Source organism: Archangium sp., from assembly GCF_057119385.1.
This window is the reverse complement of sequence record NZ_DBNGVP010000056.1, coordinates 69,137-87,625: the sequence shown is the minus strand read 5'-3', so window position 1 is coordinate 87,625 and position 18,489 is coordinate 69,137. Positions and strand designations below refer to the sequence as shown.

The 18,489-nt window shown below is 68.4% G+C and carries 11 protein-coding genes; 5 read left to right on the top strand and 6 right to left on the bottom strand.

All coding sequences use genetic code 11. From position 1 onward, the window contains the following. A partial coding sequence (locus tag AC16DP_RS12500; RefSeq protein ID WP_483956709.1) for a hypothetical protein occupies positions 1-545 on the top strand: 545 nt, incomplete at its 5' end. A 373-nt stretch (positions 546-918) separates the two neighbouring features. Beyond that, a complete protein-coding gene (locus AC16DP_RS12495) occupies positions 919-1,329 on the top strand; it encodes a hypothetical protein (protein ID WP_329734122.1) in 411 nt (136 codons plus the stop codon). 23 nt (positions 1,330-1,352) lie between these two features. Here the strand turns inward: AC16DP_RS12495 and AC16DP_RS12490 are convergent, their stop codons facing one another. Then, entirely contained in the window at positions 1,353-1,475 is a 123-nt protein-coding gene (locus tag AC16DP_RS12490) for a hypothetical protein (protein ID WP_329734121.1), read from the bottom strand. Between the two features lie 97 nt (positions 1,476-1,572). Between AC16DP_RS12490 and AC16DP_RS12485 the strand changes: the two genes are divergently transcribed. After that, positions 1,573-3,054 (top strand): hypothetical protein, encoded by a 1,482-nt coding sequence (locus AC16DP_RS12485; protein WP_329734120.1) that lies wholly within the window; start codon positions 1,573-1,575, stop codon positions 3,052-3,054. On the opposite strand, the gene AC16DP_RS12480 is transcribed toward AC16DP_RS12485, so the two are convergent. Next, positions 3,034-5,220, bottom strand: coding sequence for an nSTAND1 domain-containing NTPase (locus tag AC16DP_RS12480; protein WP_329734119.1), 2,187 nt, complete (start codon positions 5,218-5,220; stop codon positions 3,034-3,036). The two genes, AC16DP_RS12485 and AC16DP_RS12480, sit on opposite strands and share 21 nt — an antisense overlap. Beyond that, the gene (locus AC16DP_RS12475) at positions 5,217-7,112 is read right to left on the bottom strand and encodes a CHAT domain-containing protein (RefSeq protein ID WP_483956708.1); all 1,896 of its coding nucleotides are present in this window, start codon (positions 7,110-7,112) and stop codon (positions 5,217-5,219) included. The genes AC16DP_RS12480 and AC16DP_RS12475 overlap by 4 nt, the downstream gene beginning before the upstream one ends. A 311-nt stretch (positions 7,113-7,423) precedes the next feature. Between AC16DP_RS12475 and AC16DP_RS12470 the strand changes: the two genes are divergently transcribed. Then, complete coding sequence (locus AC16DP_RS12470) at positions 7,424-8,923, top strand: FAD-dependent monooxygenase (RefSeq protein ID WP_329734117.1); 1,500 nt, start codon at positions 7,424-7,426, stop codon at positions 8,921-8,923. A 9-nt stretch (positions 8,924-8,932) separates the two neighbouring features. Here the strand turns inward: AC16DP_RS12470 and AC16DP_RS12465 are convergent, their stop codons facing one another. Beyond that, positions 8,933-12,184: a C45 family autoproteolytic acyltransferase/hydrolase gene (locus tag AC16DP_RS12465; protein WP_329734116.1), complete on the bottom strand. Its 3,252-nt coding sequence runs from the start codon at positions 12,182-12,184 to the stop codon at positions 8,933-8,935. A gap of 503 nt (positions 12,185-12,687) precedes the next feature. Here AC16DP_RS12465 and AC16DP_RS12460 point away from each other — a divergent pair. After that, positions 12,688-13,962, top strand: a complete 1,275-nt coding sequence (locus AC16DP_RS12460) for a penicillin-insensitive murein endopeptidase (protein WP_329734115.1) — start codon at positions 12,688-12,690, stop codon at positions 13,960-13,962. Positions 13,963-14,023: 61 nt separating this feature from the next. Here the strand turns inward: AC16DP_RS12460 and AC16DP_RS12455 are convergent, their stop codons facing one another. Then, positions 14,024-17,491, bottom strand: coding sequence for a methylmalonyl-CoA mutase family protein (locus AC16DP_RS12455; RefSeq protein WP_329734114.1), 3,468 nt, complete (start codon positions 17,489-17,491; stop codon positions 14,024-14,026). An 8-nt stretch (positions 17,492-17,499) separates the two neighbouring features. Next, positions 17,500-18,474, bottom strand: a complete 975-nt coding sequence (locus tag AC16DP_RS12450) for a hydroxymethylglutaryl-CoA lyase (RefSeq protein WP_414640808.1) — start codon at positions 18,472-18,474, stop codon at positions 17,500-17,502. Positions 18,475-18,489 lie beyond the last annotated feature (15 nt).

Sequence of the window (18,489 nt, the reverse complement as noted above, 5' to 3'; positions counted from 1 at the left end):
TGCTGGGCGCGCGCACGCTGGCGGATGGCAGCCGGCTGCTGCCCGGCACGCCCCTGCACAAGGCCCAGCGCTGGGTGGACTATCAGTTCCGCCACCCGGAGAAGTACCCCCGCTTCTCCTTCCAGCCCGACGCCGACTGGGAGCGCCTGTACGAGTCCATCCTCAAGAACCGGCAGGCGGGCAACGTCTTCGAGGATGCCATCCTCCAAGTGGGGAGATACGAGCGCAACGGGGCGATGATGATGCCGCCGCCGGGCAGCCGCGCTCAGGGCTTCATCCCCGACTCGGTGAAGGGCAACCCCGCGGAGCTGGTGTGGGGCCAGCCCTACCCCTTCGTCGAGGCCAAGGCTCGCAAGGAGTTGTCCCTCTCCGGCAACCTCGAGGCCATGATCGAGTATGTGGAGAAGTACGGCGGTCACCTCGAGCTATGGGTGCGCTCTGCCAAGCACCCTGATGGGCCTACGAAAATGTCCGGCAAGTTGGAGAGGTTCCTGCGGGAACTCGCCCAGGAAGGAAAGGCGAAGGTGATGTATCACCCTCCTTGAGGTGCTCGTGTCCGCCAACGCTCTCGACACATACATCCATCTTCCGCCTGGGCCGATCTCAAGCGATGTGCTACGCCAATTTCTGCACCTCGTTTTCGACGAGTTCCAATGGTTTGCTCCCGTCCGGTACGGTTCCGTATCGACGAAGGAGAAAATCCCTCAAGGCGTGCTCAACGCCGAGCCACTCGTCTCCTATTACGAAGAGAATACGAACCTGTGGATTTCCTCCAGGACGGAGAAGGAGTTCATCTGGGTTCGTCCCTCCAAGCCTGGCTCTCCCCCGCACCATGGCAAGCTCATCTGGGTGACCTCTGCGAAATCAGCCCTGAAGGCTCCTTGGTGGACGTCACATGCTCAGCAGGTGGCCACGGTCATGCAACTCGTACAATCCCCGCTGGCATGGTGCGCACTCGAGAGCGACATCCAACGCAAGACCCAGCGGCTGGAGCCTGAAGGTATCGGTTCGAAGCTCACCTTCAACTTGCGCGACTACAGCGAAGGGCTCCCGGGCCTGTTCTGGCGCAACTTCTACGGCCCGCCCTTCCTTCGCATGTTCGGCGAGCGCCTCGACTCCCTGCCCGCCGAATGCCGCCAGAATCTCGGTGAGGACCTCGTCCTCGTCCAGCCCTACGAGCTGCCCACCGAGGCGGGCACCGCGTCCGGTATGGCGCGCGAGCGCGAGCTCATCTCCCTGCTCGGTCCCGAGTGCTTCTACGACCACGAGCACCACACCCTCCCCACCCGCCGCCCCGTCCTCGACTCCCTCGGCCAGCCCCTTCACTGAGCGGCTTCGGGCGAGTCCCTCACTCAGGTAGTCACCTGCGTGCCGCGCTTCAGGCGCTGCCGCTGGATGGCGGCGGACACCTGATCCGGGGTGTCCACGAAGTCGGCGTGATGGGTACCGAGCATCCAGTCGCGATGAGTCGTCATGTGCACCCCCCTCTTCGTGTTCACACCCTAGAACCAACACCTCGCGACGAAGCCGGGCGCCCGGTTGTGCGAAGGTGGGGGTGGGAGGGACACCGCCATGACACGGAAGGGACCACTGGAGAGCGTACCGAGCGGGTTGAACCTGCTGCTGGCCCGAGCGGACGACCGGCAACCCGTGCTGCCCGCCGGACTGCCCGAGGAATCGGCCCGGGCAGCCCCACGGCCCGAGAAGCTCCCGGGCCGGGCCGAGGTGCCCACACTCGAGAAGCCCGATGCGAACCCGAACGACCTGTCCGCCCAGCGCTGGGGCGTGGTGGCTCCGGAGGGCGAAGAAGGCGAGGCGCTGCTGCGAGCCATCGCGCCGCTGATGGAACACCGGGAGCGGCAACAGGGCGCGCCCGTGCGGGTGTACCGGGTGCCCGCGGACATGGACGCGAAGCGTTCCGTGGCCTGGCGCCGGGACGTGTACCAGGACGAGGCCGTGCCCCAGGAGGACCGGCCCAGGTACCTGCTGCTGCTCGGGGACCTTCACCCACTGTCCATGGAGCTACAACAGGTGATGGCCCTCGGAGCCCTCGTGGGGCGGCTGCACATGGCCACGTCCTCGGGGGCGCCGGACCTCGCGGGCTACCGGGCCTACGCGGAGAAGGTGCTGGCCAGCGAGGGCCGGGCCGACCCGGACGAGGCCGCCGAGGTACTCCTGTACTGCGCGGACGATGGCACTCCCGCCACGGCCCAGGGCCGCCGGCTGCTGGTGGATCCCTGTGCGCAGCAGGTGGAGACCCGGTGGAAGCGGCGGCACCCGGCGCTGCGTCTGCGGGAATGGAGCGAGGAGCGCGTGGGCCTCGAGGAGTTGCTCCAGGCGGGAGGTGCGGCACGCTCGGGGGTGATGCTCTCGGTGAGCCATGGACTCGGGAAGCCTCGTCGGGGTTGGCGCTCCCTGGAGCAGCAGCGCTCACAACAAGGGGCCCTGCGCCTCGCGAGCGGAGAGCTGCTCTCCGCGGAGGAACTGCGGACCACGCCCTTCCTCCCCGAGGGCATGTGGTTCTGCCTGGCCTGTTTCGGCGCGGCCACGCCCCCGCGCAGTGCCTTCCATGCGTGGCTGACGCTGCTGGCCCGGGAGGGCGGCCAGAAGGACCACGCCCAGGAGGTCCTGGAGAGCCTGCCCAAGGAGGGCGAGCGTCCCTTCCTCGCCGCCCTGCCCCAGGCGGCCCTGGCCAACCCACGAGGCCCGCTGGCCATCATCGGCCACAGCGACCTGGCCTGGACGTATGGCTTCACCACCGTGGGTGCGGCCTCTCGCGGCCGGGCCTCGCGGATCGCCGGAGCGCTGGAGGTGCTGGCGAACGGCAGCCGGGCGGGCGTGGCGCTGGACGCGTTGATGCGCGCATACCGCGAGGTGAACGACGGCCTGATGACGGAGTATCAGGAGCGGCAGGATGCCCTGCTCGAGGGCAGGCCGGATCCCGTCGATCCGGTCGAACACGCGGCGCGCTGGATGGAGCGCAATGACTTGCGCGGCTACGTGCTGCTGGGAGACCCGGCGGCACGGCTGTGCCTACGGAACGGCGGCGGCTGACAGGGGAACGCGGCCGTAGGAGCGCTCGCAGGCCTCGTAGTGCTCAATGGCGAGGGCTTCCGTTTCGCCGACATAGGTCATCCGGTCGCCCGCGGAGAGACAATCCTTGTTGGCTTCTCGTAGCCGCTGTCGAACTCTGTCAACGGACAGAGACCAGAGTCTGGCGGTCCCATCCGTGGAGGCCGTCACCACCCGCTGCCCGTCAGGGCTGAAGGCTGCGGACCCCACCGGCCCCTCATGGCCGCGCAGCACCACCGGCGCCCCCTGCCCGTCCACTCGCCACACCCACGCCGTCGCGTCCTCGGAGGCCGTCACCACCCGCTGCCCGTCAGGGCTGAAGGCTGCGGACAATACCGCTCCCTCATGGCCGCGCAGCACCACCGGTTCCCCCTGCCCATCCACGCGCCACACCCGCGCCGTCGCGTCCACAGAGGCCGTCACCACCCGCTGCCCGTCAGGGCTGAAGGCTGCGGACCACACCTCTCCCTCATGGCCGCGCAGCACCACCGGCGCCCCTTGCCCGTCCACGCGCCACACCCGCGCCGTCTTGTCCTCGGAGGCCGTCACCACCCGCTGCCCGTCAGGGCTGAAGGCTGCGGACCCCACCCGTCCCTCATGGCCGCGCAGCACCACTGACTCCCCCTGCCCATCCACTCGCCACACCCGCGCCTTATCGCGAAAGATCGTCACAATGTACTGTCCATCCGGACTGAACGAGGCGCGAAAACACCCTGGACAAGGCAGTGCGACTTCTTGAGTGAATCCCAGCACTTCGTTCGAGAGACTGAGCCAATCCTTCACCTGCGCTGGCTGAGTGATCTCAAGGAGCAACTTGCCCGACCTCGCGATCTGCCCGCGCCCCAGCAGTTCCCGTGCTCCCGCCATAATGCCAAGGAAGCGAGCACGCTGAGCCTGCTCTTCCGCCCGCTTTGTCTGAAACACGCCCCAGACAAACAAGGTGCCCAGCACCACCAGTCCCACGGATCCCGCAGCCATGAGTCGCAACTTCCGGCGCTCCAATAGCAGCCGCAGTTGCTCCGCCTTCTGCTCTCGCTGTTGCTTGGACTCGAAGACCTTCCGGGCCAGCCAATCATGCCCTAGTTCGAAGTACCGGCTGCTGTAGTGCTCCTCGGCACGCAGCACCGCCGCTCGCTCCAGGCAGTCGAGCACCGTGTCCGCCTGCTCTGGAGGAAGCGCGGCCCGCGCCTCCTGCTCCGTCAACAGCGCCCGGCTTCCATCCGCGGCGACCAGGTGCTCCTCCAGCAGCCGCTGCGCCGCTGGCGTCAACGCGCCCAGTCCGGCCAACGTCGTCTCCAGGTACCCGTGCAGGATGTTCTCCGCATCCACCGCCCGCACCAGGCTTCCCTCCGCTCGCTCCGCCCACAAGGCCCGGCAGACGATCTGGGCGAACGCCGTCTGCACCTCGGCCTCGTCCCTGGCCAGCTGCCCGGGCATCCGCACCTGCAGCATCAGCGCTCGCGTCTCTTCCCTCACCCATGACTGTGAGGGCTGGCCCAGGGTCGCCAAATGGAGCACGACCTCCAGCAACTCCCCCACCGTGAGTGGCCCGAGCCGGAAGCCCCCCTCCAAGAGCGTCCTCCATCCTCGCGCCCTGTCCCGGAAGCGACCCAGGTAGTCCTCGCGCAGCGACAGGACGATGCACAGCTTCTGGGACGTCTTGCGCGCCAAGGCATCCACGCCCTCCAGGAACTCCTCCGTCTCCTCCACCGCATGCCCTGGAAGCAGGAGCTGCTCGAGTTGATCCAGGAAGATGAGAACCGGCCGCTCCGAGCGCTCCTCGGCCAGTTCCACCGCCAGCTCGAGAGCCTCGGCGGCCGGAAGCGCCTCTGGAACGTTGCCCAGTTCGAGCTGCGCGAACATCGCCCGCGCCAACCACGGCAGGGGCGCCTCGCCCGCGGGCCACCCGTCCACGGACACGGCCCGGAAGTCGTGCTCCTGCTTCAACCGGGGAATCACTCCAGCTTGCATCAGCGAGGACTTCCCAGCTCCGGAGGGCCCATGCAGAGTGACACAGGCATGGGCGAGGATGCGGTTCATCAACCGCCGCGTCACCTCGTTTCGGCCCGTGAAGAGCCTGCGATCATCCTCGCTCCCGCTGTAGGGACGAGGCCCCAGGAAGGGGTTGAAGCCCATCTCCGCGCTCATGACGTCCGCCCTCCCGAGCCCCGGGTCTCGAGCAGCGCTGCGAGCACCTCGGCGCTCGCCTCGAAGACATGGCGCAAGGGGGCCTTGCCGGGCAGCCCCCGCCCCTCTTCCCACAGCCCGCACTCCTGCTGCCCACCGGGCTCCACCACCGCGAGGCTCCCCGACGGCAGGGCCTGAGACCCGAAGAGCCGGTAGAGCAACATCCGGTGGTCCCAGCTGAGCATCGACAACCCCATCAGCAGCGCAGGATGGCGCAGCAGCGCGCTCTGGATGGCATCCGCCAGATCCGGCGGCAGCATCTGCTCCAGCGCATGCACCCCCAGCAGGAAGTCATCCTCGGTGAGCAATGGCCGATCGTGGAGGTTCGAGGGGAGATAGCCCCGGTACAAACGGAGCACCACCAGTTCCTGCTCCAGGTCCAGTAACGACGGAGGCCGGGCCAGCCGCTCCCAGCTCTTGCCGCCGGCCTCACGCCGCATCACCGTGGCCCGCTTCCCACCGGGTTCTGGAGGCTGGATGACATGGAGCGTGAGCTCGGGCCGGTGCTCGGCCAGGGCGCGCTCCAGCAGGGGCAGGCGCAACAATGTGACGTGGACACCGGGCCACAACCCGCGCGCCAGAGCCTCCAACAGAGGCGGCGGAGTCGCCTCCCCTCCGAGGGTCTCCTGGAACACGAAGTCCAGTTCCTTCTCCCCCAGGCGCAGCAGGTACTGCTGGGCCAGCGCGCTCGTGGGGAGGTGCTCGGAAGGCGGAGCCGCTCCTGCGTGGGCGAGATCCTCGCGCATCCGTTGATGGAAGCCATCCAGGGTGGAGCCCAGGTGCCCTCCTTCGTCTCCCAACAGCAGCGAGAAAGGGCCCTCCATCAGCCGCTCCAGCGCGAGCGCCAGCGGATTGTCCACGCGTGGCGCGGGCGCGGGCGCCCTCAATTCCTTTCGGTGCTTGAAGTCGAAGAGGACGGAGTCATGGCCGCGCAGGTACAGCACCGGAGAGAAGGCCTCGGCGGTGCCATGCTCCATCAGCACCATGCGCCGCGCCTCGTGGAGACCGAGCGCCACGTCCCCCTTCTGGGGTGACCTGGCCCCGGTGAGCGCCCGGTAGAAGGTGGACGAGCACAAGCGCGCCACGTCATTGCGCACGGGCCACAGGTGGGCCACCACGGCGGCCACTCCCGTCCGGGCGAGCAGCTCCGCCGCGCTCGCGAAGGCCCCCGGCTGGGCCCCCTCGCACGCATCCAGGACGATGAGGCGCAGGTGCTTGTGGAGCCCGCTGGCCTTGATCTGCTCGACCAGGGACTCCACCTCCAACCAGCGCTCCTCTCCCTCGGCGTCCACGAGTTGCAGCACGGGCGTCCCGTCCGCCCTCACGCCACCGTGCCCCAGGAAGTGGAGGACATGAGGCATGGGCTCGCACCGCAGCAGCTCGGGGAGGTAACGCGGCTGGAGCCGCGCACCGACGACAGGCTCCAACCACTCCACCTCGCCCGAGGCGATGCTCTCGTGCAGCGCCCCCTGGAGCGCGCGGAGCGCGGGCGCGTGGGTCTCCTGGGGAACGAAGGCCCGAACCCGCACCGCCCCCTGGATCTCCCGCGGCAGCCAGGGCTGTGTCGACGTCACGCCGCGCACCACCAGCATGTCCGTCGAGTTGCCCAGGAAGCCCCGCTTCGTCCGAGGCTCGCACAGCGCCTCCCACGGGAAGGCCTGGAGGAGTGGCCCATGAAGTCCCAGTTGCAGGAGCACCGGGCCCTCATTCGCCGCTTCGCGCAGGGGCAGGAGCACCTGCTGCACCGCGCCCTGGAAGAGCGCCGCGTGGAAGGCCTGGGCTCGCGCGAGGTGCTCCTCCAGGGGTGACTGCTTCCGGGCCGTGGCCCGGAGGTTGTCGGAGAAGGTTCGCAAACTCTCCGGCGTGACGTCCGCGCCGAGTGTTCCGGGCTCGGGTCTCTCCCCCCGGCAACCGCGGACCGTGACCCGAAGGCCCGATTCCGCCGCGCCGATATCTATCTCCAACCAGAGCCGCGCGGGCCCCGTACCTTTCTCCGCCATGGGGCTGGAGATTAACACCAGGGGTGGCGGTACGATGTGCACAGGCCTTCTCGCCCTCAGCCAGCGTTCCGAGTTGCCCGCAGACAAGCAGGTTTCCGGCGCGGAAACAATCGAGCCCATGACGGATGCCGGGCGAAGGCGGCGCTGGCGTAGACCGCGCGGCCATGACCCTGACCCAGCATGCGGTGGTGATCGTCGGAGGCGGACCGACGGGGATGATGTTGGCGGCCGAGCTCGCGTTGGCGAAGGTCGACGTCGCGATCGTCGAGCGGCGCGAGACCCAGGACCTCGACGGCGCGCGCTCACGCGGCCTGCACGCACGCACCCTCGAGGTTCTCGATCAACGTGGAGTCGTGGAGCGATTCCTCTCGCGGGGGCAGGTGGCGCAGGTCGCGGGGTTCGCGTGGATCCCCCTGAGCATCAGCGACTTTCCCACCCGGCATCCCTACGGGCTCGGCCTCGAGCAGAAGGAGTTCGAGCGCATCCTGGCCGGCTGGGTCAACGAGCTGGGAGTGCGCATCTACCGCGGACGGGAGGTGACCGGGTTCGCACAGGATGACAGCGGCGTCGACATCATGCTCTCCGACGGTCCGTCGCTCCGGGCCGAATATCTCGTCGGATGCGACGGCGGACGCAGCGTGATCCGGAAAGCAGCCGGCATCGAGTTCGCCGGATGGGATCCGACCGTGAGCTGTCTGATCTCCGAGGTCCGGATGACGCAGGAGCCGAAATGGGGGATGCGCCGCGATGCCATCGGCGTCCATGCCTTCGCCAGGTTGGCGGAGGGCCGGGTGGGAGTGATGGTGACCGAGCGGCGGATCGGCCCCCGCGGAGAACCGACGCTCCGCGAGCTCAGCGACGCGCTCGTCGCCGTCTACGGGACCGACTACGGGATCCACGACCCCAACTGGATCTCCCGGTTCACCGACCTGACCCGGCAGGCCGCGGCCTACCGCGACCGCCGCGTTCTGCTGGCTGGCGATTCCGCACACGTTCACTTCCCCGTGGGTGGGCAGGGCCTCAACCTCGGCGTGCAGGACGCGGTGAATCTGGGGTGGAAGCTGGCCCAGGTGGTCAAGCGGACCTCGCCCGACAGCCTCCTCGATTCGTACCAGCTCGAGCGCCACCCGGTCGCGGCACGCGTGCTGCACAACACGATGGCGTCCCTCGCGCTGCTTCGATCGGACGACCGCATCGAGGCGTTGCGAGAAACCCTCGCCGAGCTGCTCCGGATGGACGAACCCCGCAAGCGGATCGCCGGAATGATGTCGGGTCTGGATATCCGCTACGAGCTTGGCGAGGGACACCCGCTGCTCGGACGCCGCATGCCGGATCTCGACCTCGTCACAGCGAACGGCCCACGGCGCGTCTTCACGCTGCTGCACGCGGCGCGGCCCCTTCTGCTCAACCTCGGTGAGCCCGGCGGCTTCGAGCTCGCTCCCTGGGCAGATCGGGTGAGCATCGTCGATGCACAATACGGTGGCCCCTGGGAATTGCCTGTCCTCGGGGCGGTCACCGCGCCCGCCGCCGTGTTGATTCGGCCCGACGGCCATGTGGCCTGGGTGGGAGACCGGACCCAGCTCGGGCTCACGGACGCGCTCACCCAGTGGTTCGGGCCGCCCCGAGCTGGGAGACAGGATTCGAACCTGTCTCCCCTGCCCTGACGCCCGGGCTCAGTTCGCCCCGGCCGCGGAGCCGATGGGCTTGAGCTCGGGAGCCGGAGACTCCGTCAGCTCCACCGCCAGCGCGTCAACACCGTGGTAGCCCTTGGCGCTCACCTCGCCACCCCGGTAGAGCGCCCAGCCCTGGAGCTGGCCCGGCATGAAGGTGCGCGTCATGTGCCACAGCTGCGGGCCACTGTTGGCCAGGTACAGGTAGAGCGTCCGCTTCGCGTTCCACGGGTTGGGCAGCGCCACCGCGAGCCCGTCATCCGAGCGGCCGTACGTCTTCCCCTGCCAGCGGAAGTACCGGCGGCCGATCTCCACCGGCAGCTTCTTCTCCGCCGCCAGCCGCGCCACCAGCCCGTTGTCCTCGGCGCCTCCGAGCACGAACAGATCCCGGCTCGCCAGCTCCTGGTCCGTCACCTCGGCGTCCGGCTTCAGCGGCGCGAGCACGTCCATGAAGGCATCCGCGACGATGTCACGGAAGTTGAGCGTCAGCGTGCGATCCGCCTCCACCCCCCGCGCCGTGCCGTGGACGAAGAGCAGCTGGCTGAAATCATCCATCGCGTTGGACAGCACCTGGAAGTGCTCGCGCGGCACGGGGATGTCATTCGTCGTGTTGAACACCACGCGCACCGGCTGCTCGGCCACGTGGAAGGTGAAGGTGTCGCTCGCGCCCTTCACCTCCACGCGCTCCAGCGTCGAGCCCTTCGCGGTGAACAGCTCCACGGTGGTGAGGAAGTGGTAGGGCTTGCCTCCCTGCTCCACCTTCACCGTCACGTCATACCCGTCCTTTGCCTTCGTGCTGCTGGCGCGGATGCGAGGCTCGGGCAGGCCGCCGCGCTCCACCCACTGCGCGATGAAGGGCGAGAGGTCCTTCCCCGCGGCCTCGGACGCGGTGCGCACGAACTCCGCGGTGGTGATGTTCTTGTTGGCGTAGCGCGCGTGCACGGCGCCCATCACCTTGGAGAAGGCCTTGTTGCCCAGCAGCAGGCGCAGCTGGTGCAGCAGGAAGGTGCCCTTGAGGCGGGGGATGGCATACGTGCCATAGCGGTTGTACGAGGTGCGCGCGGCCGCGGGCACCACATCCCCCTCGCGCGAGGAGAGGTACAGGTAGCGGGTGTTGAGGTCCGCCAGGGCGTCGCGCTGCTGCTCGAAGGCCTTGTCCGCCGAGTCCGGCAGCTTGTTGAGCAGGTTCCAGTAGGCGGCGGTGCCGCTCACGAGCCAGTTCTCGCCGTCGGTGGCGGGGAACACGGTGTTGGCCCACAGCAGCTTCTTGTCGAAGCCCAGGGACTCCTTGACCTTCGACGTATCACGCTTGGAGGCAGGGGCCTTCTCCTCCCTCAGGGCGCTCGACCTCGCGAGGGCCTCCTTCAGCTTGTCCGCGACGAAGATGGGGCTGAAGGTGGTGTAGCCGAGCGTCAGGTGGGGCGTGGCGCCGGGCAGGTCCTGGATCCACCGGCCGCCCACCATCTTCTCGCGCAGGGTCGTCTTGCCGTAGTGGGCGATGAACACGAGCTTGCCGGCCATCTCGCCGGTGGTGAGCTTGGCGTCACAGGCGTGGGGCCGGTTGATGGGGCTGGAGGCCATCATGCGGATGGCGTTCTCCAGATCGATACCGCCCTTGCCGTAGCGCTCGAAGTACTCCTGGAAGGCGATGTCCCGGTTCCACGTGTTGAAGGCCAGGTCCACCGGGGCGTTCTGGGGGTTGGGCAGGTATTCCTTGCGCACCTCCAGGTCGCGGTTGTTGTTGTTGGCCCAGATGAAGTCCTTGAGGTTGCCCGGGGTATTGCCCGTCTTGCCCGCGCCCCCCGTACGCCACAGCTTCGTCTTCTTCGTGCCGAGCGTGAAGCACGCCCCCTCGCCCGTCTTGGCGTCCGCGAGCGTCCAGTCATTGGAATAGAGGCCGTTGTTGCGCTCCTTGAGGATGCGGGCCACGTCGTCGATCGAGTTGGCGTACTGGGCCGCCCGGCGGATGCGGTTGCTCTGCGGCGTGCCCTCGGGATCGAAGGGCGTCTGGCCCACCGTGGTCTCGCCGATGACGATGCCCGCGTCGTTGATGAACCAGTCCGCGCCGCTGTGGATGCCACCCGGGAAGGTCTGCATCACGAAGCGGTGGCCCCGCGTGGGCTGCACGTCGGCGATCACGTCCCAGTGCACGCCCGTGTAGCCGTTCCACATGAAGATCTGCCCCATGACGAACTGGCCATCCTTCGTCGCGGACTTCGTGGCCACGAAGGACGAGCAGTGGTCCCCCTCTCCCGCCCGCGCCGTCTCGTCCTCGGCCTTCATGAAGACGCGGCCGGACAGGGACGTGGCGCTCACGCGGTTGGCGTCCTCGAGCTGCCCCAGGTCCACCACCGAGTTGAGGGCCGCCACGTCGAGCAGATCCACCTCGCGATCCTTGAACTTCACGCCGGCCTTGGTGACGCCGTCGGCGATGCCCTTCATCTCCTCGAGGTACTCGGGATCGTACTTGCGCAGGAAGAGCGAGTCGGTGAGCAGCCGCACCTGGCTCCAGCCGTTCACCGCGTCCTGGCGGTTCTTCTGGATGCCCACCTTCTCCATGTAGCGGACGATGTCGTCGGCCAGGAGCTCGCCGTACTGCTGGCCGCGCTCGTAGGGCTCGCCCTCGATGTGGACGTACTTCCAGCCGCCGTCGTCATAGCGGAAGCCCTTGCCGGCCCAGCGCACCGACTCCAGCGGGAGGTAGGCGGTGATGTCATCCACCTCCTCGAGGCGCACGTCATCCACCCAGGCGGTGCCGGTGGCCTTGCCGTTGCGGCCCAGGTGCAGCTGCACGCGATCCGTGCCCTGGATGGCGAAGAAGAGCACCGAGACCCGGCCGTCCTGCTCCGCGCCCAGGGTGGGCGAGCAGTTGGTGAAGGGGAAGCTCTTCATGGACAGGCAGGCCCCGAGCGCCGTCGGGTAGCGCGCCTGGGGATCCGCCTGCACGCCGCGGGTGCGCACCCACGCGCTGAGGCGGTAGAGGCGGCCCACCTGCAGCTTCACGGGCTCGGACTGCACGGTGGTCTCGGCGCCGGAGGCCGGGTTCTCGATGACGAGCCCCCGCGCGCCCTCGGCCTTGCCCTCGGGGCTGGAGGCCACCCTGCCCCCGCCCGTCACACTCCAGCCGGTGGGCTGGCCCGAGGCGGCCTGCGCCTCGAAGCCGGCGTTGGTCACGGGCACCTGCGCGGCCCCCGAGGAGGGCGCGTGGAGCGCTCCGGCGGTGAACAGCAGGGCGCCGGTGAATCGCGAAATCATACGGAGAGGGGTCATGTCCTTCCCGGAGGAGATGGAGGAACGCTGCGGGGCTGCCTACTTCGCCCACTCCACCCCTGGGGCGTCAACCCGCGCCTCGGAGCCATCGGCTGACGCGACAGGTCATCACCGGTGGGCTCGAAGTGCCTGATTTGACTGGGAGAGCAAGGGAGCGAGCAGGCCACGAAAGGCGGAACGAACGCCCTGCCCCGCGTCAAATTCCCGAGCGGTGCCTGCCTGGAATCCGAGCCAGCCTCAACCCTTTACTTTGGCGCGGAAGAATTTCGGTCCATGCTCCGCGCCGAGTGCGTTCTACATCCTGGATCATCCTGTTGCTGTGCGCCGGCTGCACCGCGCACGTTGCTCCCACCGTCTCTCCGTCGAAGGCGACGGCCCCGGTGCAGGAGGCGTCGACGTCTCCTGCCCAGGCGGCCGTCCAGCCCGCCCTGGCGCCGGCTGCTTCACAGGGAGCCGCCCCACCGTCATCGGAGCCCCCGCCGGAAGCCGTGACGCAGGTCGTCGAGCACAATGACGCGGCGCTCGCGGCCGCCGAGTCCTCCACCGAGGGTGAAGAGGCCGCCGCCGACGACGAGGAGCTGGCGGGCACCCCCGACGCGGACGAGGGCGAGGCCGAGGAGGCGACGGACGCGAACGGCGTGGTCCCCAACGGGCCGCTCTACACCGCGGAGCTGTCGGACGAGGAGCTGACGGCGATGTGGAAGAAGGATCCGGCCGCGCTGGGCTCCATCTCGGTGGGGTTCGTGGAGAGCGGCCGCATGGTGAACGCCGTGCGCGTGCCGCAGCCGGAGAACAATGACTGGATCGTGGTCTCGCCCGAGCTGGCGTGGGCCACGAAGGAGACGGTGGACTACCTGTCCACGGCCATCCGCGAGGTGCGCGCCCAGTACCCGAAGGCGCCGCCGCTGCGCGTCAATCAGCTCAGCTCGCGCGAGGGCGGCTACCTGCGCCCGCACAAGAGCCACCAGAACGGCCGGGACGTGGACCTGGGCTTCTACTACCCCACCGCCGAGCCCGTGCGCGTGCGCGCGCGCGAGAATCACATCGATCTCGAGCTGAACTGGGCCCTGCTCAAGTCGCTCGCCATCCACACGGACGTGCAGATGATCCTCGTGGACAAGCGCGTGCAGAAGGTCCTGTACGACTACGCGCTGCGCAAGGGCGAGAGCAAGGAGTGGCTGGACTCGCTCTTCAACTCCGGAGCGAGGTCGCTGGTGAAGCACGCACGTGGGCACCGCGATCACTTCCACGTGCGCTTCTTCAACCCGCGCGCCCAGGAGCTGGGCCGCCGCGTGGCCCCGCTGCTCGCGCTGCAGCCGGACAAGAACATCCAGATGCACCGCGTGCGCTCGGGCGACACGGTGGGTGGCATCGCCCTGCGCTACGGCTCCAGCATCAACGCCATCAAGAAGGCCAACCGGATGCGCGGCGTGTTCCTGCGCATCGGCCAGGTGCTCGCGGTGCCCCTGCGGGGCCCCTGCACCCGCTGCCCCGTTCCTCCGCCCCTGGTCGTTCCGCCGCGCCGGATGCCCCCCGGCTTGGAGGAGCAGGCGCCCGCCGTGGCCACGAAGCAGGCTCCCGCCGCTCCGGCGGAGCCGGCCGTGGCCGCGCAGGCGGAGAGCACGGGTGGAAGCGCCCCGGCGAGCACGGACACGGCCGTCGAGACGCAGCCGCAGGCGCCCGCGCAGGAGCCCTCGGTGCAGGGCTCTCCGGCGAACACCTCGGCGGCGATCATGCAGATGGGCCCCGCGGCATCGCGGTAGGCCCGTGTTCGTCCCCTCTCCCTCTGGGAGAGGGTCAGGGTGAGGGTCTCCCCGCCCCTCACTACATGTTGCGCCGGTACTGCCCGCCCACCTCGTACAGCGCGCGGGAGATCTGCCCCAGCGTGCAGACCTTACAAGCGTCCATCAGCGCGGCGAAGATGTTCCCGTTGTCGAGCGCGGCGCGCTTCACGGCCTTCAACGCCTCGGGAGCGGTCGCCTCGTTGCGCTTCCAGAAGGCGTCGCGCGAGCTGATGGCGTAGTCCTTCTCCTCCTTCGTGGCGCGGATGACCTCCGGCGGGATGATCGTCGGAGAGCCCTTGGGATCCAGGAAGGTGTTCACGCCGATGATGGGCAGCGTCCCATCGTGCTTGAGCGTCTCGTAGTAGAGCGACTCCTCCTGGATCTTCGAGCGCTGGTACATGCGCTCCATGGCCCCGAGGACGCCACCGCGCTCGGAGATGGAGCGGAACTCGGTCAGCACGGCGGCCTCGACCAGGTCCGTCAGCTCCTCGACGATGAAGGAGCCCTGGTTCGGGTTCTCGTTCTTGGAGAGCCCGAACTCCTTGTTGATGACGAGCTGGATGGCGAGGGCCCGGCGCACGCTCTCCTCGGTGGGCGTGGTGATGGCCTCGTCGTAGGCGTTGGTGTGCAGCGAGTTGCAGTTGTCGTTGAGCGCCAGCAGGGCCTGCAACGTGGTGCGGATGTCGTTGAAGGCGATCTCCTGGGCGTGGAGGCTCCGGCCAGAAGTCTGGATGTGGTACTTGAGCTTCTGCGAGCGCTCGTTGCCGCCGTACTTGTCGCGCATGGCCTTGGCCCAGATGCGCCGCGCCACGCGCCCGAGCACCGTGTACTCGGGGTCCATGCCGTTGGAGAAGAAGAACGACAGGTTGGGCGCGAAGTCGTCGATGTGCATGCCTCGCGAGAGGTAGTACTCGACGAAGGTGAAGCCGTTGGCCAGGGTGAAGGCCAGCTGGGAGATGGGGTTCGCCCCCGCCTCGGCGATGTGGTAGCCCGAGATGGACACCGAGTAGAAGTTGCGGACCTTCTTGTCGATGAAGTACTGCTGGATGTCGCCCATCAGCCGCAGGGCGAACTCCGTGGAGAAGATGCAGGTGTTCTGCGCCTGATCCTCCTTGAGGATGTCCGCCTGCACGGTGCCGCGCACGGCCTGCAGCGTGGAGGCGCGGATCTTCTCGTAGGTCTCCCGGGGAAGCACCTCGTCACCGGACACGCCGAGCAGCAGCAGACCCAGGCCGTCGTTGCCCTGGGGCAGCTCGCCCTGGTAGCGCGGCCGGGGAATCCCGCGGCGCTGGTAGAGCTCGGTGATCTTCTTCTCCACCTGCTCGGTCTGGCCCTGGGCGCGGATCCACTTCTCGCACTGCTGATCCACCGCGGCGTTCAGGAAGAAGCCGAGCAGCATCGGCGCCGGACCGTTGATGGTCATCGACACCGAGGTGGACGGATCCGCGAGATCGAAGCCCGAGTAGAGCTTCTTCGCGTCGTCCACGTTGGCGATGGACACACCGGAGTTGCCCACCTTGCCGTAGATGTCCGGGCGGTGGTCCGGGTCCTCACCGTAGAGCGTGACCGAGTCGAACGCCGTGGACAGGCGCTTGGCGGGCAGCCCGCGCGAGACGTAGTGGAAGCGCTTGTTGGTGCGCTCCGGGCCACCCTCCCCCGCGAACATGCGCGCGGGGTCCTCGTTCTCACGCTTGAGCGGGAAGACGCCCGCGGTGAACGGGAAGGCGCCCGGCGCGTTCTCACGCAGCAGCCAGGTGAGGACGTCGCCCCAGTCCTCGTACTTCGGCAGGGCGATCTTGGGGATGCGCAGGTGCGAGAGCGACTCGGTGAAGAGATCGATCTCGATGACCTTGTCGCGCACCTGGTACTGGTACTTGGACGCGGCGTAGCGGCGCTTCGTGGCCGGCCACTCGTCCAGCAGCCGCTTGCACTCGGGGTGCAGGCGCGACTCCAGGTCCTGGTAGAGCCCCGCCAGATCGGCGAGGTAGGCCGGCTCGCCCTCGACGCGCTGGGTGACGTGCACCACGTCCGAGGCGTCCCGGGGCTCGACGATCTCCAGCCGCGTCTTGCCCACGTTGGCGCGCAGCGCCTCGATGGTGCCGTGCAGCTGGTACATGCGCCGGGCGATGGCGGCCTGGGCGCGGACGAACTTGTCGTAGGCCTCGCAGGTCTCGACGATCTCCGCGAGGTACCGGGTGCGCTCGGGCGGGATGATCCACTTCTTCTCGCTCATCCCCGGGGTGATCTCCTGGTGCGACTGGAGCGAAGCCCCGGTCTTCCGGACGAGCGTGTCCATGATGGCCCGGTACAGCTGGTTCATGCCCGGGTCATTGAACTGCGAGGCGATGGTGCCGTAGACGGGCAGCGCCTCGTCCGGCGTGGAGAAGGCGTTGTGGTTGCGCTTCCACTGCTTGCGCACGTCCCGCAGCGCGTCCAGCGAGCCGCGCTTGTCGAACTTGTTGATGGCGATCACGTCCGCGAAGTCGAGCATGTCGATCTTCTCGAGCTGCGTCGCCGCGCCGTACTCGGCCGTCATCACGTAGAGCGAGACGTCCGAGTGCTCGGTGATCTCCGTGTCGGACTGGCCGATGCCGGACGTCTCCACCACGATGAGATCGAACCCGGCGGCCTTGCAGATCTCGATCGACTCGCCGACGTGCTTGGACATGGCGAGGTTGCTCTGGCGCGTGGCCATGGAGCGCATGTACACGCGCGAGTTGTCGATCGCGTTCATGCGGATGCGGTCGCCGAGCAGCGCGCCGCCGGACTTGCGCTTGGACGGATCGATGGAGAGCACCGCGAGCGTCTTGTCGGGGAAGTCCGCGAGGAAGCGGCGGACCAGCTCGTCCACGAGGCTCGACTTGCCCGCGCCACCGGTGCCGGTGATGCCGAGCACGGGGACGCGCGGGGTGTTGGCGTTGAGCTTCCCGAGCGCCTCGCGGAGCGCGTCCCCCGCGGAGGCGAAGTTCTCCGCGATGGTGATGAGCGAGGCGACCTTGGACGGCTCGCGCTGGGGCAGCGAGGACAGCACGGGCGCGAACTCCGGGGTGCGCTTCTCGAAGTCGCACTTGGAGATGAGGTCGTCGATCATCCCCTGCAGGCCGAGCGCGCGGCCGTCGTCCGGCGAGTAGATGCGCGTGACGCCGTAGCGGTGGAGCTCCTCGATCTCGGTGGGGAGGATGGTGCCGCCGCCGCCGCCGAACACCTTGATGTTCGCGCCGCGCTCGCGCAGCAGATCGATCATGTACTTGAAGAACTCGACATGGCCGCCCTGGTACGAGGTGATGGCGATGCCCTGGGCGTCCTCCTGGATGGCGCAGTCGACGATCTCCGCCACGGAGCGGTTGTGCCCCAGGTGGATGATCTCCGCGCCCGAGGCCTGCATGAGCCGGCGCATCACGTTGATGGCGGCGTCATGCCCGTCGAAGAGCGAAGCGGCCGTCACGATGCGCACGTGGTGCCGGGGCTTGTAGGGCGTGGGGATGGGGTTGGGTTGGGGGTTTCGCATGTGGAATGTCAGGTGGTGGCCCGGCGGTTCGCCTTCTTCTCGCGCTCGCCCAGGGCCGCTTGGAGGAACTTGCCCGCGAGCTTCCGGCCGATGAGCTCCTGGGCGACCATGCCGGCCTCGACGAGCTTGTCGAGCTGGATGCCCGTCTGCACGCCCATGCCATGGAGCATGTAGACGAGGTCCTCGGTGGCCAGGTTTCCCGCCGCGCCCGGCGCGTAGGGGCATCCGCCCAGTCCGCCGATGCTCGCGTCGAAGGTCGTCACGCCCAGCTGCAGGCCCACCAGCGCGTTGGCCAGGGCGGTGCCGCGGGTGTCGTGCAGGTGCAGCGCCAGCTTCTCCACCGGCACGTGCTCGAGCAGCGCGTTGAGCAGGGTCTCCGTCTGCCGCGGCGTCCCCACCCCGATCGTGTCGCCGAGGCTGAGCTGGTAGATGCCGCCGTCCACCAGGGCGCGGCTGATCTCCACCACGCGGGAGACGGGCACCTCGCCCTCGTAGGGGCAGCCCCACACCGTGGACAGGTAGCCGCGCACCCGCAGGCCCGCCTTCAGCGCGGCCTCGGTGGTCTGCCGCGCCTCGGCCACCGCCTCGGCGATGGTCTTGTTGATGTTCTTCTTCGAGTGGGCCTCGGACGCGGAGATGAAGACGGCCGCCTCCTCCAGGCCCGCCTCCTTGGCGCGCGTCAGGCCCTTGAGGTTGGGCACCAGCGCCGAGAAGGTGACGCCCTCGCGCCGCCCCACCAGACGCAGCAGTTCCTCCGCGTCGGCGAGCTGCGGAATCCACTTGGGTGACACGAAGGACGTCACCTCGATGCGCTTCTCCCCCGCCGCGATCAACGCCTCGATGAGGCGTGCCTTGTCGCGCGTGGGCAGGGTGCGCAATTCGTTCTGCAAGCCGTCCCGAGGCCCCACCTCGTAGACGTCCACCTTCTCCGGCAGGTTGCCGAGCCCGGTCACGCGCGGGCGGCGTTTTTCATTCGAGTCCACTGGACGATGTCCCGC